This is a genomic window from Hymenobacter psychrotolerans DSM 18569 (assembly GCF_900142395.1).
Taxonomy (GTDB): Bacteria; Bacteroidota; Bacteroidia; order Cytophagales; family Hymenobacteraceae; genus Hymenobacter; species Hymenobacter psychrotolerans.
In genome coordinates, this window is record NZ_FRAS01000005.1 from 95546 (window position 1) to 109322 (window position 13777).

Here is a 13777-nt window from a genome sequence, read left to right on the forward strand (position 1 = left end):
GTATCTTCAATCACAAATTACAAGAGAAAGCAGTACCTGTTTTATGCGCTTCGCCATCACAAAAACGGTAATTCCTCCTTCTCCGCCTAAAGCTAAAAGCTGGGATGACTGGATTACTCAAGCTTTACACTGGGTAGTACTTGTTCCGCTCCTGCTGGCTGCCGCAGTGCCAGTAGCCGCACTCATGCTGGTGTCTATGGGCGCCTACCTGGTGTACGACTTCATAAAAAGCCTACTGCAGCCCCAAACCAATTTATCAAATGTAACTCAGGCTCCCGCACCAGAGAACGTTGAGTTGCTGAGTAGCTTGTCAGTGCGGTTGCAGTGGCAGCCTTTTCCCCTGGAAGAAAAGGCTACTCCCGAATTTGTGAATTGGTGGAATGAAATATTCTCTGACTTGGAACAGTATGACGACTTGATGGAGATAGGACAGCTACTGACTACGCCTGAAATTCCAGGTTTATACGGGCAGTTAATAGGGTATTTGTGCTACAAGTGGAAGGACAGCGGTGTTTTCTTACAACTGTTTGAGGCCACGAACAGCCCGGCTGGCCCGGCCGGCACCTCCTGGCTGGTGTATCTTGACCTGAAAACACTACAATGGCAGCGCATGGTAGAAACCGGTGCGTGTATACTGGACGTCACTCCGGATGAACCCGGTATGCTGCTCGGCTGGCTGGCCGACGGGACTGAGGTGCGTCTGCATCTGGCATCGTTGCAACCCGGCGCCGAAAACCCCGCACCCGAAGAGCAGTAAAACCGCTGGTACCCGTAACCTCCACAGGAACCCGGCCCCGCGCCCCGTCGTACCCGGTAGCAGTTCTTCCCACCACTATCCGATTCGATGAATCCTACCCAACTCAGCCACGAACTGCGCAACGGCCAAAGCCCCGACCTCACCCGCCGCCGCTGGATTATCGGCCTTTCCATCCTGGGGGTGGCGGCCGGTCAAATCGTGAGCCTCTACCAGACCGGCATCCTCAAGCACCTGCCCGACCCGCCCGTCGGCCCGTTCGACTCCGACAAAGTGGACGCCTCCGACTACGGCTACAAGCGCCTCGACACGCCCGACGCCCTGCCCATGATGGTGACCTACGGCCTCACCGCCTGCCTGGCCGGCGCTGGCGGCATCGAGCGGGCTACTACGCAGCCGGCGCTGCCCGTCGCCATGGCCGCCAAAACCCTGTTCGACACCGCCAACACGCTGTTTTTGGGCCGGGAGGAGTGGCAGGAAAACAAGGCGTTGTGCTTCTATTGCCAGGTAGCCACGGTGGCTTCCATTGCCTCGCTGGCCTTGTCGCTGCCCGAAGCGCGAAAAGGACTGAAGAAGCTGCTGGGCCGCCGCTAGTACCGTTTCAACAGCACGGCCTCAGCCCTGCCGCCGCATGCGGCGGTAGCATAGCGGCCGCCCGCCAAGCACCCTCCGCATGCGGTGAGCCATGCCAGGAAAGCCGCTGGCCAGCTTCCGCATGCGGCGGCAGGGTTCCGGCACTCCTCCAGTCGTCCGCCGCATGCGGCGGGCCATGCCGGGAAAGCCGCCAGGCACCCTTCGCATGCGGCGGACGACTGGAGACTGGCAAAACACCGTTTCAATTCACCCCACCAGCTTCTCGGGGCGGATGGGCAGGTGCCGGACCCGCTTGCCGCAGGCGTGGAATACGGCGTTGGCCAAGGCGGCGGCCGTGGGGCCCTGGGCAGCTTCGCCGGCCCCGAGGGGCGGCTCGGTGGGGCGGTCCAGCACGGCTACTTCCACCAGCGGCACTTCATCGAAGCGGAAAATAGGGTACTGCTCCCACTGCCGCGTGGTGATGCCCTGGGCGTTGAACAGCACTTCTTCGTTCAGAGTCCAGCTGGCGGCTTGGGTGAGGCCGCCTTCGGTCTGGTTTTTCAGGCCGTCGGGGTTGATGACTTCGCCGGCATCAATGGCGGCCCAGATGCGCGGCACCCGCACAAAGCCGGTGCCCGGGTCCACGCTGACTTTGGCCACCACGGCGCAGTAGGCGGCCGTGTTCTTATACCGCGCAAACGCCAGCCCCAGCCCTTCGTTTTCAGCTATTTTCTGGCCTTTCACCATCTCGCGCACCCGCCGAATTACGGCTTTGGCGCGCTCATCGGTGAGGTGGCGCAGGCGGAACTCGTAGGGGTCCTGCCGGGCCAGCACCGCCAGCTCTTCCATAAAGGATTCGAGGGCGAAAATATTGCCGAAGGCGCCCAGCGCCCGCAGCGCCGACACCCGCAACGGCCCCTGTACGGCGTGAGCCCGCACTTGCAGCGCCGGAAACTGGTAGTACGGCTCGGCGTTGCGGTGAATGCCGCCGCTGAAATCGTCCTCGACTTTGGGCAGCTGCGGCTGCGCCAGATACTGCGCCGCCAGCAGCTTTTCGGGCGAGCCGGCGGGCCGGGTGCTGTGCGTATCCGACCACAGCTCGTGCTGCCAGTGCGTGATGCGGCCGGTGTTGGGATTGACGCGGGCCTGCAGGTCGAAGGCCATGGCGCTGCCGTAGGGTTCCCAGGCGTGCTCGTCGTCGCGGCTCCACTGCAGGCGCACGTGGCGGCCGGGCACGGCGCGGGCCAGCAGGGCGGCATCGGCAGCCACGTCGTCGGCGCCGTTGTGGCCGTAGCAGCCGGAGCCGGGCACGCCTTTCACGTGCACATTGTCGGAGCGAAGGTTCAGGAGTTTCGCCAGCGACTCGCGCAACGGATACACGCCCTGGCTGTGCGTCCAGACGTGCAGCGCCTGGGCGCCGGGCTCGAACAGCGCCACCGCGCAGCTCGGCCCGATAGAGCCGTGCATGAGGTAGGGCTTGAAGTAGCTGGCCTGGTGGGTGAGGGCGCCCGCGGCCGGAGCTTTGGTGAAGTCACCTTTACTGGCCACATCCTTCACAGTACCCGGCAGGCTCCGTAGCAGTTCCGGCAGCGGCTTATCTATGGGCAATGGCCGCCCCGCCGACCACTGCGTGTGCAGCCGGCCGTAGTCCTGGGCCCGTAGCGCCTGGTATTCCTGCTCCGCCACGATGCCCACGAAGCTGCCATCCACCACCGTCTGGAGCACACCGGGCACGGCCCGCCGCAGGGCGTCGGCGTCGAATTGCAGCAGGCGGGCTTCGTAGGAGGGAGGGCGCAGCACGCGGGCGTGCACCATGCCGGGAAAGCGCAGGTCCTGCACGTAATAGGGCTCGGCCCGCACCATGTGCTCGATATCTTGGCGGGGCACCGAGCGGCCCACGTGCTGGTACTGGCTTTTGGGCTTGAGCGGAGCCGGCTGGCGCACCTCTTCCGTGAGTTGCCGGCCGCCCAGCAGCTGCTCCACCGACACGCGCCGGCCACTGGAGGCCACCACCGCGCCCGGCTCCAGGCGCAGCTGGCTGACTTTCAGCCGGAGCACCGGCGCGGCCAGCTCCAGCAGCTTCTGCCGGGCGGCGGCAGCGGCGTGGCGGATGGCCATGGCACTCTGCTCGATGGAGGCGCTGCCGGCCGTGTACCGTTCGTCGGGCGTGCGGCCGGTTTCGGCAATGGTTACTTCCACGGCTTCCACGGGCAGGTTCAGCTCCTCGGCGGCCACCTGCGCCACCGCTGTCCGGATGCCCTGCCCGATTTCAATTTTGCCCGTCAGCACCCGCGCCCGGCCGTTGGGCAGCAGCTCCAGCCAGGCATTGATGCGCGGGTTGTCCTGCAGGCTGCCGGGCAGTTTGTCCGCTTTCGGCGCATCGGCCAGCAGTTCAGAGGAACTCAGCAGCACAAACCCGATGGTCAGGCAGCCAGTGGTTTTGAGGAAGTTGCGGCGGGAAGTGACGGGCTGCGGCATAAGTCGGATAGGGTAGCGGAACAGGAGAGAAGTGTAGTCGGCTTACCCCGAAGCCGCCGCGCGCTGCACGGCCCGAATGGCGCGGGTGTGTACGCTGCACCGGCACAGCACCCGAAACAGCCCGTTGCGAATAGCCTCCTCACTTGGCTGCGGATACTGCTTCAGCAGCGACACAGCCGAAATAATCATTCCGTTCAGGCAAAACCCGCACTGCGCCGCCTGCTCCTGCACAAACGCCGCCTGCACCGGGTGGAGCGTGCCGTCGGGGCGGGTGAGGCCTTCGAGGGTGGTGATGGCCACACCGCCGGTAGTTTGGCGCACGGGCAGCTGGCAGCTGGGCCAGGCAATATGGTCGAGCAGTACCATGCAGGCGCCGCACTGCTGCAGCCCGCAGCCGAACTTCGGCCCGTTCAGGCCCAGGTTGTTGCGCAGCACGTAGAGCAGGGGCGTTTCCGGGTCGAGGCGTAGGATGTGCTGCTGCCCGTTCACGAGCAAAGTGAGGTCGGCTTCCATGCTAATCCATACTGCCGCCGCCGGGAAAAGGATATGGCGTGCTACGCCTGCGGCGGCTAGTGGCCCGCCACTACTTCGGCATCGGCGGGCAGCGGAGCGGAGACTTCCGGCTGGTAGCGGCGCAAGGAACGCAGGGCCAGCAGCAGGCTCCCCACGGTCAGCACGGCTCCGGTCAGGAAAGGGGCGCCGAGAAAGTGCACCGGTGCTGCGGGGCTGGTGAAGTAGGAAAACAGGTTGGTCATCAACGGCGGACCAACGATGGAGGTGAGGCTGACGAGGCTGGTGAGGGCACCCTGCAGCTCGCCCTGCTCGGTGGGCGGCACCTGCCCCGACATGATGCCCTGCAACGCCGGGCCCGCAATGCCGCCCAGGCAGTAGGGTATCAGGAAGGCAAACATCATCCAGCCCGTAGGGGCAACCGAAAACAACAGAAAGCCAATGGCATAGAACCCCAGCCCGACAAATACCGACCGGGCCGCGCCCAGTTTTGGGTTGAGGTAGCGAATCAGCACGCCCTGCACCAGCGCGGTCAGCAACCCCACCACGCCCAGCGAGTCACCCACCCGGCTTTCGCTCCAGTGAAATTTGTACATGGTGTAATACGACCAGGTACTTTGGGTGGCGTGGGCGGCAATGTAGACCAGCACCAACGAGCCCACCATGCCCAGAATGACCGGGTAGCGGCGCAGTAGCAGCAGCGAGCCAATGGGGTTGGCGCGCGACCAGCTGAAGGGCCGGCGGTTTTCGGGCGCCAGGGATTCGGGCAAGACGAAAAAGCCGTAGAGCCAGTTGAGAAACGTGAGGCCCGCGGCTACCAGAAAAGGCACCTGCGCCCCGAAGCCAACCAGTTTGCCCCCCAGCACCGGCCCGATGATGAAGCCCAGCCCGAATGCGGCCCCGATCAACCCGAAGTTCTTGGCCCGGTTTTCGGGCGTGCTGATGTCGGCAATGTAGGCGCCGGCCGTGGTGAAGCTGGCCCCCGTGATGCCCGCAATCATGCGCCCCACAAACAGCCACCCGATGCTCGGCGCGAAGGCCAGAAACAGGTAGTCGAGGCCGAAGCCGAATAGGGCCACCAAGAGCACCGGCCGCCGTCCGTACTTGTCGGAGAGGTTGCCGAGCACCGGCGAAAACAGGAACTGCATGCCCGCAAACGCAAACCCCATCCAGCCGCCATAGCGTGCTGCGGCGCTCAGCGGCTCCCCGGTCAGGTGCGTAATCAGCTTCGGCAGCACCGGAATGATGATGCCAAACCCAATGACGTCGAGCAGCAGCGTAATGAAGATGAACGCCAGTGCGGGCTTCCGGGCAGCAGACATAAGCAGAAGTCAGAAGTGAACTGCGCGAAAATACGGAAGTCCGCCCTGAGAACAAATGCTTTTGCTAAAAATATTAGTCGTGCAAGCTGTGGCTAAATCAGTTGGCGGAAGGCGGTGCTAGAACATGATTACTTCCTCAGTGCCAAAGTAATACAGGATGCACTCGACTTGGCTGTAGCCCAGTTGCCGGAACAGCTGCGCATACTGCTGCAGCGGCAGGCGGTGGGCCGGGCTGGGCGGCGGTACCTTGAAATCAAGCAGCGTGACGCGCACGGAGGCCCGGCCGGTGGCTCCCGCTACGGCCTCGAACACCACCCGGTCGGGCTTGTAGTCGCGCCGTTTCACGCCGCCCACCAGAATTTCGCGTTCCGTTTCCACCGATACCTGTTCGCTGAAATAGCGCGCCAGCTGCGGATTATCGACCACCCGCTGCAGGCGCTGTTCCAGCGCCGGCCGTTCCCGGTTGCTGATGAAGCCTTCGGCCGCCAGCTGCCGGGTCACGCGCTCCACGTCCTGGTCCAGCACCAGCCGCCGCAGGCCGTAGTGCAGCTTGCGGTTCCATTCGCCCAGCTTTTCCTGCACATCAAAGTCGAACACCGTGTTGGCGTGGCGCCGCAGCCGCAGCCGCTCTTCCCAAGGCGCCGTGGCGAGGTTAGTAAGCGGGAAAGTATGGGTGGTGGAGGGCTGGTTGCCGCTGGCCTGCTCTGCCCGGGCGCCTTCCGCCAGAACGAACGATGCCCGTTCTTCGTCCCACAGGCCTTGGTGCTGCAAATACTGATGCAGCAGCGCCGCTACGTTTTTAGCCGGGCCTTCGGCCCCTTCCTCAGCAGATTTCTTGCTGGCTTCGGGCCGTTTGCTGAGGATGTAGAGCCGGTGGCGGGGCCGCGTGAAGGCCACGTACAGCATGTTCAGGCCTTCCAGAAACGTTTTTTCGCGCTCCTCCACATACTGTTTGCCCAGTGCCGTGCGGGTCAGGCTTTTGGTGAGGGGCACCACGGCCACGGCGGGCATTTCAGCTACGGGTTTGTCTTCCTCGGCCAGCCGGCCCCACAGCAGCGTGCCGCGGTAGGGCTCCAGGCTCCAGTCAGCGAAGGGCACGATAACTACGCCGTAGGCCAGGCCCTTGGCCTTGTGCACTGTGGTGATGGTAATGGCGTTGCGGCCGGCGGGGGCGTTGATGCTCAGGCCAGCTTTGCGCTGCTCCCAGTAAGCCAGGAAGTTGTTGAGGTTGTTGCCGTAGCGCAGGCTGTACTCCAGCGTCAGGTCCAGAAACCGGAACAGATACTCACTCTCGCCGTTGCGGCCCAGTAGCCCAAACAAGCCAATCAGCCGCTCAGTCAGCTCATACAGGCCCAGGTTGCCGGTTTCGTGCTCCTGCAAGTCGTAGCCCAGCGCCCGGAACTCGTCGAAGAAGTCGGCGGCGTGCTCGGCGTTGGTAATGGCGGCAATGTGGCGGGCCCGGGGCGGAGTAGGAGCGAGGCGGCGCACCACCTTATCCAGCAGCAGCAGCGCCTCGGCCCGCGCCAGGGTGTCGGCGGGCTGGTTCAGCACCCGAAAAATGGCTACCAACAGGTTCACCACCTCCGCAAACTCCAGTGACAGGGAGTCGGCCGAAATAATATCGTAGCCGCGCTCCTTCAGGAACTTCGCTACCAACCGGCTGCCGCGCCGGGTGCGGCTCAGCACGGCCACGTCGCGCGGCTCATAGCCGTCGTGCAGAGCCTGTTGCACCAGCGCCAGGGTCAGGTAGAGAGTGCTTTCGTCGTAGTCGAGGGTAGCGCCTTCCAGGTAGCCGGTCAGCGGCTCGGCGGAGTAGCGGCCCTCCGCGGCATGGTAGCGCCGGGCGGGAGCTTCGTCCTGCGTAAACAGGATTTCCACGTGGCCCGGCCGCTGCGGCTTATCGGGCACCGACTGCTGAAAACCGGGCTCAAACAAGTCCTGCACCAGCGCGAAATCGGGGTGCTGAGCCCGAAGCTGACTGAAAAACCGGTTGTTGAAGTCTACGATTTCCGCGGCTGAGCGGTAGTTGGTATTCAGCACCTGTGGTTCCAGCCGCCCAGTAAGGCCCATGTACCGTTCACGCAGTAGCTCCCGCGTTTCCGGATCGGTGGCACGAGCAGCCAAGGCGCCTGTGTTGCCCTGGTGCAGGCGCAGAATCTGCTCCATCTCGCCGCCGCGCCACCGGTAGATGGCCTGCTTGGCGTCGCCCACGGCCAGGTTGAGGAAGTCGTTGCCGACGGAGTTTTCCACCAGTGGCAGCAGGTTATTCCACTGCAGCACCGACGTATCCTGGAACTCGTCGATGAGCAGGTGGTTGTACCGCTCGCCTAGCCGCTCGTACAGAAACGGTACCGGTTCCTTCAGCACAATACCGGCAATACGGCGGTTGAATTCGCTGATGAGCACGATGTTCCGCTCCCGGCTCACCTGCTCCACTATCTTGTTCAGCTCACTCAGCAGTGAGGCATGGAACAGGTAAGGTTGCATAGCCGACACCAATAGGTAGGCACCAAGGTGCCGCTCGCGCAAGGCCAGCAGCTCAGCAAAGGCATCGTCGAGGGCGGGGCGCACGGCGGCAATGCGGCTGGCGTAGGGCTCTTTCTTGCCGGTGGCGCTGGCCCAGTTACCGGTTTCGAACACCTTCAGGGCCGTGGCGGTGGGCGTGTCGCCTTCCTGCAGCCAACGTTTCCAGTTAGAGAAGTGCGTGTACACGCCCCGCTCCCCGCCGGCTAAGTGGCTCGGTTCCAGGTCGGCGTCGCGCAGGGCGGCCAGGGCTTTTTCCGCCACTTCCAGCACCTCGGCTTCCATGATGTCGCGGCGCTGGCGCAGGGTTTCGTGCAGGCGGCGGAAGTCCTGCAGCGTCAGGGTCTGGAGCTGCGCCACGGCTTCGTGCACGGTTTCATTGAACAGAAACTTGCCGAAGTCGGCCAGCTCGTCGGGCAGGTTGTTCCAGCTTTTGCCTTCGTCGGCGCGGCTGAGGGCATACTCGGTGAGCGTGCGGGCCAGTAGCTGGGAGTTTGGGTCGCGGTTTACTTTGTCGAGCAGGGCAGCCACGGCGGTTTGCAGCACGGCATCGGTGTCCAACTCCACTTCAAACGTGGCCGGCAGCCCCAGCTCCCGCGTAAACACCGTGACAATACGCTGCACAAACGAGTCGATGGTGCTCACCGCAAAATCGGCGTAGTGGTAGAGCACCAGCCGGAAGGTTTCGCGGGCCCGGCGGCGCACTTCCTGCTGGCGCTCCTCAGCGGTTTCGGTGCGGCGCGGCAGCAGCCCTTCGGCGGCCAGTTCCTCGGCCACTTCGGCCAGCAGCGCGTCCGTTTCGCCTGCCTTGGGGTAGGCAAACTTGCGCAGCGCCCCAATGATGCGCTGCTTCATCTCGCCGGCCGCGTCGTTGGTAAACGTAATGGCCAGCACCCGCTTGAAATACGACGGGTCCTCGCTGCCCAGCGCCAGCTTCAGGTACTCCTTGGTGAGCTGGTACGTTTTGCCGGAGCCGGCAGAAGAAGAGTAGATGCGGAAGGTGGCGGGCATTGGGGGAGGAAAAGATGCAGTTATATTGACCGTATGAAATGGATAGGGTTGATTTTATTGCTGGCAGCCGGAGGATTGAAAAGTGGGCCAGTTGAGGCGTGCTCCTGTATGGAGCTAAAATTTAGTGAACTGGTCAGTCGAGCTGACCGCATTTTTATAGGTCAAGTTGTCATGAATGCGCGTTCAGATACAACTAGCAACTACTTATTCAAAGCTTATACAGTTTTTAAAGGGCAGCAAGCAGATACAATTTCCATTAAAGTCGACATGCGCACCAATTGTGCCATGGGATTTAAACCAGCTGGCGAGTATTTGGTGTTCAGCGCACAAGGCTATACCAATATGTGTATGCAAAATGAGCCGCTGCCGTTTTCTCGAAATATTGGAAAGCTTAGGTTTTTGTTGGAGCCTGGCTTCGCCGCCACTATTGGGCAATCAGCATCTCCGTTACTGACGGAAAACGAGGCCGTATATCTTAGCCACGAAATCAATCTAAAGCCAGACGACTTCTCATTTACTCAAAAACGTGTCGGCTTCATTGATACCGACCGCGCTATAACCAAGCAGGTGTTCTTCACAAAATGGGCTGGAAAGCACCTTAGCGCGGGGCTGATCGTCCTGTCAGAAAAGGAGAAACAACGCTTTAGGGGCTATGATGCTATTATAGTGGCTTGGCGCAAAAGAATTACACCCAATTACAGTAAGGGTTTTCGCAAACGAGCTGCCCGACGAGTAGTTCAACTAGGCGCGTAGCACCTGCAGTTCACACCTCCCCCCACAGCCGCTCTACCATCTCCGGCGTCACGCGCACCGGGCGCTTGGTTTGCGGGTCCAGCAGCACCCACTGCGTCTCGGCTTCGCAGAGCAGCTTGTCATCTTCGGCCCGCTCGATGCGCACGAAGCGCTGGCTCTGGGCGCCGCGCACCTCGCCAATCCAGGTAGTGCAGCGTAGCTCTTCGCCCAGCAGGGCCGGGTAGTGGTAGCGGATGCGGTGCTCGCGCACCACCCATATATAAGAGTGGCCCTCGGCAGGTGGGTAGGCCGTATGCCAGTGCGCGGCGGCCGTGTCCTGCACCCAGCGCACGTACTGCACGTTGTTGGCGTGGTCCAGCTCGTCAATGTCCTGGGGCTGCACCGTGAGCAGGCGGGAAAAGCGGAAAGCAGGAACAGACATAGCAGGCAGCGTAGGAGAGAGGCAAAGGAACGCCGAAACGGGCGCTTTTGAAAGGCGGCTGAAACGGCAATTATCTACAACTTCTTGTGCAGGTGGGAGTGAAACTCAAAACTTCCGCTATCTTTGACACAGTTTAAGAATTGTGGCTTACGCAGGCCTGTTGAGTACTTTCGATGAGAAGGGGAAAGCAGAGTTGAGTGCTGCTTCTCTTAAAGAAACATCCATCATCACAAGTACCATGCAGACAGGAACTGTAAAATTCTTCAACGAAACCAAAGGCTTTGGTTTCATCAAAGTTGACGGCACCGGCGAAGACATCTTCGTTCACGTAACCGAGTGTGTTGACGAAATCCGCGACAACGACAAAGTGCAATTCGAAATTGCTCAGGGCCGTAAAGGCCTGAACGCTGTAAAAGTGAAACTGGCTTAGTCCATTTCCTTTTCGGATAAACCTGAAAGCGGGCTCCCGGCGGGAGCCCGCTTTTTTGTGCCTGGTTGGTCCTAGTTGTGTTGTGTATTCCAGGTTATAAGCATGTTAGGTAGCTATGGTTAGCTTGGGCAGGACATTCTACGGTCGTCCTTTTGGTACAGGAAAACGGCATTTGACCCAAATGCCAGCCCAAATCTGAAACTCTGGCATCATTCCCGATAAATTATCCGTATCTTTGCACCCGCATTTGAGAACGGCCACGTTCCGCGCAGCTTGAGAGCTGCCTTTAAAGAAACTTGTTGGGCCGGCTTAGTCTTCCGTCCGTTGCTTCCGTCACTTGTCGTTGTGTAGAGTGGGAGAAGAGCGTCGCTGAATCCGCTGTTTTCAGAGCTATAGTCTCCACTCCATAACACAGACATGGAAAACGAAAAGGAAAAATTGAAATTCAGCGAGCTGACGCTCTCTGAAGAAATGCAGCGTGCCATTGCTGAAGTAGGCTACGAAGAGGCTTCGCCGATTCAGGCCGCCGGTATTCCGGTATTGCTGCAGGGCCGCGACGTAATCGGACAGGCCCAAACGGGCACCGGCAAAACCGCCGCCTTCTCCATCCCCGCCATTGAGCGCATCGACACGGATTCGCGTGAGGTGCAGTGCCTTGTGCTGTGCCCTACCCGCGAGTTGGCAGTGCAGGTTTCGGGCGAAATCCAGAAGCTCGGCAAATACAAGCGTGGTCTGGCCGTGGTGCCAATCTACGGTGGCTCTTCTTACGACCGGCAGTTCCGCGCCCTGGAGCGCGGCGTGCAAATTGTAATCGGTACGCCCGGCCGCGTAATGGACCACATCGAGCGGGGCACGTTGAAGCTGGAAAACTGCAAGATGATCATCCTTGATGAGGCCGACGAAATGCTCGATATGGGCTTCCGCGACGACATCGAGACGGTGCTCAAGAAAATGCCCGAAGACCGCCAGACGGTATTCTTCTCGGCTACCATGAGCAAGCCCATCATGGAGATGACCAAGCGCTACCAGAAGGATCCGCAGATCGTGAAGGTAAACCATCAGGAAATGACGGTTACCAACATCGAGCAGAGCTACTTCGAGGTGCGTGGCCCGCAGAAAAAAGACGTGCTGACCCGCCTCATCGACATGTACAACATCAAGTCGGGCATCGTCTTCGCCAACACGAAGCGCATGGTCGATGAGATTGTGGGCGATTTGCAAGCCAAAGGCTATTTCGCCGAAGGTTTGCACGGCGACATGGGCCAGCAGCAGCGCCAGAACACGCTGGATAAATTCCGCAAAGGCACGCTGGAAATCCTCGTGGCCACCGACGTAGCCGCCCGCGGCATCGACGTGGACAACGTGGAAGTGGTAGTAAACTACGACCTGCCCGCCGACGAAGAGTACTACGTGCACCGCATTGGCCGCACCGGCCGCGCCGGCAAGCAGGGCAAAGCCTTCACCTTCGTGAGTGGCCGCGACATCTACAAGCTGCGCGACATTATGCGCTTCACCAAAGCCACCATCAAGCAGGAGCGTGTGCCCAGCTTCGAAGATGTGTCGGAGGTGAAAACCACGCTGATGCTCAACTCCATTAAGGAGGTGATTGTGAAGGGCAATTTGGACAAGTACATTGCCCGCGTGCAGCGTCTCATCGACCAGGAGCAGGAAGAAGCCGTTACGTCGCTGGACATTGCGGCCGCGCTGCTCAAGATGACGATGAAAGAGGACAAGCGCGCTCAGGAAAGCCTCGACGCCAGCCGCACCCAGGGTGCTGCCCGCCCCGGCTTCACGCGCCTGTTCGTGACGATGGGCAAAAAGGACCGTCTGCACCCCCGCGACATCGTGGACCTGATTGCCGAAAATACCAGCCTGATTGCCAGCAAAGTAGGTGATATTGCGCTGTATGATAAGTTCAGCTTCGTAGAAGTGCCGAATGATTTCGTGGAAGAGGTAATTGCTCAACTCGGCCGCAGCTCCATTCAGGGACGGCCGGTGGCGTTCAACATTGCGACGCCCCGCCAGGAAGGTGATGCGCAGCAGGAAGGCGGCAACCGTGGCGGCTTCGGCGGGGACCGTCCGCGCCGGACGGGTGGCTTCGGCGGCGGCGACCGTCGGGAAGGCGGCAGCTACGGCGGTAATCGTGGTGGCTCCTCATACGGCGGTGGTTCATACGGCGGCAACCGCGGTGGCGGCTCCTACGGCGGCGACCGTCGGGAAGGTGGCAGCAGCTACGGTGGCAACCGTGGTGGCTCCTCGTACGGCGGTGGCTACAAAGGCGGCAACCGCGAAGGCGGCAGCTCTTACGGTGGCGGCAACCGCTACGGCGGCAACCGCAACGAAGGCGGCTCGTCTTACGGCGGTGGCTACAAAGGCAAGCGCGAAGACAACAACTTCGACGAATAGCCAGTGAGCGGGCCCTGCGCAAGAATGTGCGCAGTTGGCTGCTTACGGCAAAAGCCCAACAAAAAAGCCTCGTACGTACGAGGCTTTTTTGTTGGGCTTTTCTGCTCCACAGATTGCGCGGAGCCCGATATAGCGGCTTACTTGGAAGAGTCGCGCAGAGCTTTCATTTCGTCGTGGCCCTGCTTGATGCCGGCGGCCTGCTTGGAAATGAGGGCGCTCAGGTTGCCGGGCAGGCCTTCAATTTTCTGGGCTTTATCGTAGGCGGCTTTGGCGTAGTCTTCACCCCGTTCGCACTCAGCCAGAATGCTGTGGCGGTCTTTGCTGGTCACCAGGCCTTTGAGGTTGATGAAGGCCCGGTGGATGGTGCCCGTGATAGACGACTCAGATTCCTGGTCGGGGTGCAGGTTCAGCTTGTGCATCTCGTCCTGCAATTCAGTCAGGTATTCGGAGCGCTGGGCCGCATACTTCTTGAAAATCTGCTTCAGATCAGCATCTTCCACGTCGGTCAGCGCCTCGGCGTAGCCTTTCTGGCCGTCTTTGAGCGTGTCGAGAAGTTCGTTGAGGCCGGCTTGCACTACTTTGGTATCCATGAGGAG

General features: G+C 61.0%; 11 protein-coding genes. 5 read left to right on the forward strand and 6 right to left on the reverse strand.

Annotated features, from left to right (window positions below):
* Positions 1 to 43: 43 nt before the first annotated feature.
* Together BUE15_RS06825 and BUE15_RS06830 are read left to right on the forward strand one after the other, a co-directional pair.
* Complete coding sequence (locus BUE15_RS06825) at positions 44 to 757, forward strand: hypothetical protein (RefSeq protein WP_139252161.1); 714 nt, start codon at positions 44 to 46, stop codon at positions 755 to 757.
* Between the two features lie 87 nt (positions 758 to 844).
* Positions 845 to 1348, forward strand: coding sequence for a vitamin K epoxide reductase family protein (locus BUE15_RS06830; RefSeq protein ID WP_073282436.1), 504 nt, complete (start codon positions 845 to 847; stop codon positions 1346 to 1348).
* Between the two features lie 246 nt (positions 1349 to 1594).
* Here the strand turns inward: BUE15_RS06830 and BUE15_RS06835 are convergent, their stop codons facing one another.
* The 4 genes from BUE15_RS06835 to BUE15_RS06850 form a co-directional block, all read right to left on the reverse strand.
* Positions 1595 to 3805, reverse strand: coding sequence for a xanthine dehydrogenase family protein molybdopterin-binding subunit (locus BUE15_RS06835; RefSeq protein WP_073282438.1), 2211 nt, complete (start codon positions 3803 to 3805; stop codon positions 1595 to 1597).
* 42 nt (positions 3806 to 3847) lie between these two features.
* The gene (locus tag BUE15_RS06840; protein WP_073282440.1) at positions 3848 to 4318 is read right to left on the reverse strand and encodes a (2Fe-2S)-binding protein; all 471 of its coding nucleotides are present in this window, start codon (positions 4316 to 4318) and stop codon (positions 3848 to 3850) included.
* Positions 4319 to 4374: 56 nt separating this feature from the next.
* Positions 4375 to 5637 carry a TCR/Tet family MFS transporter gene (locus tag BUE15_RS06845; RefSeq protein WP_073282442.1) on the reverse strand — a complete coding sequence of 421 codons (1263 nt, stop codon included), beginning with the start codon at positions 5635 to 5637 and terminating at the stop codon, positions 4375 to 4377.
* Positions 5638 to 5754: 117 nt separating this feature from the next.
* The gene (locus BUE15_RS06850; RefSeq protein ID WP_073282444.1) at positions 5755 to 9171 is read right to left on the reverse strand and encodes a UvrD-helicase domain-containing protein; all 3417 of its coding nucleotides are present in this window, start codon (positions 9169 to 9171) and stop codon (positions 5755 to 5757) included.
* A gap of 33 nt (positions 9172 to 9204) precedes the next feature.
* On the opposite strand from BUE15_RS06850, the gene BUE15_RS06855 reads away from it, so the two are divergent.
* Entirely contained in the window at positions 9205 to 9924 is a 720-nt protein-coding gene (locus BUE15_RS06855) for a DUF8192 domain-containing protein (RefSeq protein ID WP_139252162.1), read from the forward strand.
* Positions 9925 to 9934: 10 nt separating this feature from the next.
* On the opposite strand, the gene BUE15_RS06860 is transcribed toward BUE15_RS06855, so the two are convergent.
* Complete coding sequence (locus BUE15_RS06860; RefSeq protein WP_073282448.1) at positions 9935 to 10345, reverse strand: acyl-CoA thioesterase; 411 nt, start codon at positions 10343 to 10345, stop codon at positions 9935 to 9937.
* Positions 10346 to 10583: 238 nt separating this feature from the next.
* Here BUE15_RS06860 and BUE15_RS06865 point away from each other — a divergent pair, with 238 nt between their 5' ends.
* Positions 10584 to 10775 carry a cold-shock protein gene (locus BUE15_RS06865; RefSeq protein WP_073282449.1) on the forward strand — a complete coding sequence of 64 codons (192 nt, stop codon included), beginning with the start codon at positions 10584 to 10586 and terminating at the stop codon, positions 10773 to 10775.
* A gap of 417 nt (positions 10776 to 11192) precedes the next feature.
* Positions 11193 to 13181, forward strand: coding sequence for a DEAD/DEAH box helicase (locus tag BUE15_RS06870; RefSeq protein WP_073282451.1), 1989 nt, complete (start codon positions 11193 to 11195; stop codon positions 13179 to 13181).
* Positions 13182 to 13318: 137 nt separating this feature from the next.
* On the opposite strand, the gene BUE15_RS06875 is transcribed toward BUE15_RS06870, so the two are convergent.
* Complete coding sequence (locus BUE15_RS06875; RefSeq protein WP_073282453.1) at positions 13319 to 13771, reverse strand: ferritin-like domain-containing protein; 453 nt, start codon at positions 13769 to 13771, stop codon at positions 13319 to 13321.
* Between the last annotated feature and the right edge of the window lie 6 nt (positions 13772 to 13777).

What these genes read in the sequence shown, in the direction of transcription:
- BUE15_RS06825 (WP_139252161.1), top strand. Translation starts at nt 44, where the DNA reads ATGCGCTTCGCCATCACAAAAACGGTAATTCCTCCTTCTCCGCCTAAA.
- BUE15_RS06830 (WP_073282436.1), top strand. Translation starts at nt 845, where the DNA reads ATGAATCCTACCCAACTCAGCCACGAACTGCGCAACGGCCAAAGCCCC.
- BUE15_RS06835 (WP_073282438.1), bottom strand. Translation starts at nt 3,805, where the DNA reads ATGCCGCAGCCCGTCACTTCCCGCCGCAACTTCCTCAAAACCACTGGC.
- BUE15_RS06840 (WP_073282440.1), bottom strand. Translation starts at nt 4,318, where the DNA reads ATGGAAGCCGACCTCACTTTGCTCGTGAACGGGCAGCAGCACATCCTA.
- BUE15_RS06845 (WP_073282442.1), bottom strand. Translation starts at nt 5,637, where the DNA reads ATGTCTGCTGCCCGGAAGCCCGCACTGGCGTTCATCTTCATTACGCTG.
- BUE15_RS06850 (WP_073282444.1), bottom strand. Translation starts at nt 9,171, where the DNA reads ATGCCCGCCACCTTCCGCATCTACTCTTCTTCTGCCGGCTCCGGCAAA.
- BUE15_RS06855 (WP_139252162.1), top strand. Translation starts at nt 9,205, where the DNA reads ATGAAATGGATAGGGTTGATTTTATTGCTGGCAGCCGGAGGATTGAAA.
- BUE15_RS06860 (WP_073282448.1), bottom strand. Translation starts at nt 10,345, where the DNA reads ATGTCTGTTCCTGCTTTCCGCTTTTCCCGCCTGCTCACGGTGCAGCCC.
- BUE15_RS06865 (WP_073282449.1), top strand. Translation starts at nt 10,584, where the DNA reads ATGCAGACAGGAACTGTAAAATTCTTCAACGAAACCAAAGGCTTTGGT.
- BUE15_RS06870 (WP_073282451.1), top strand. Translation starts at nt 11,193, where the DNA reads ATGGAAAACGAAAAGGAAAAATTGAAATTCAGCGAGCTGACGCTCTCT.
- BUE15_RS06875 (WP_073282453.1), bottom strand. Translation starts at nt 13,771, where the DNA reads ATGGATACCAAAGTAGTGCAAGCCGGCCTCAACGAACTTCTCGACACG.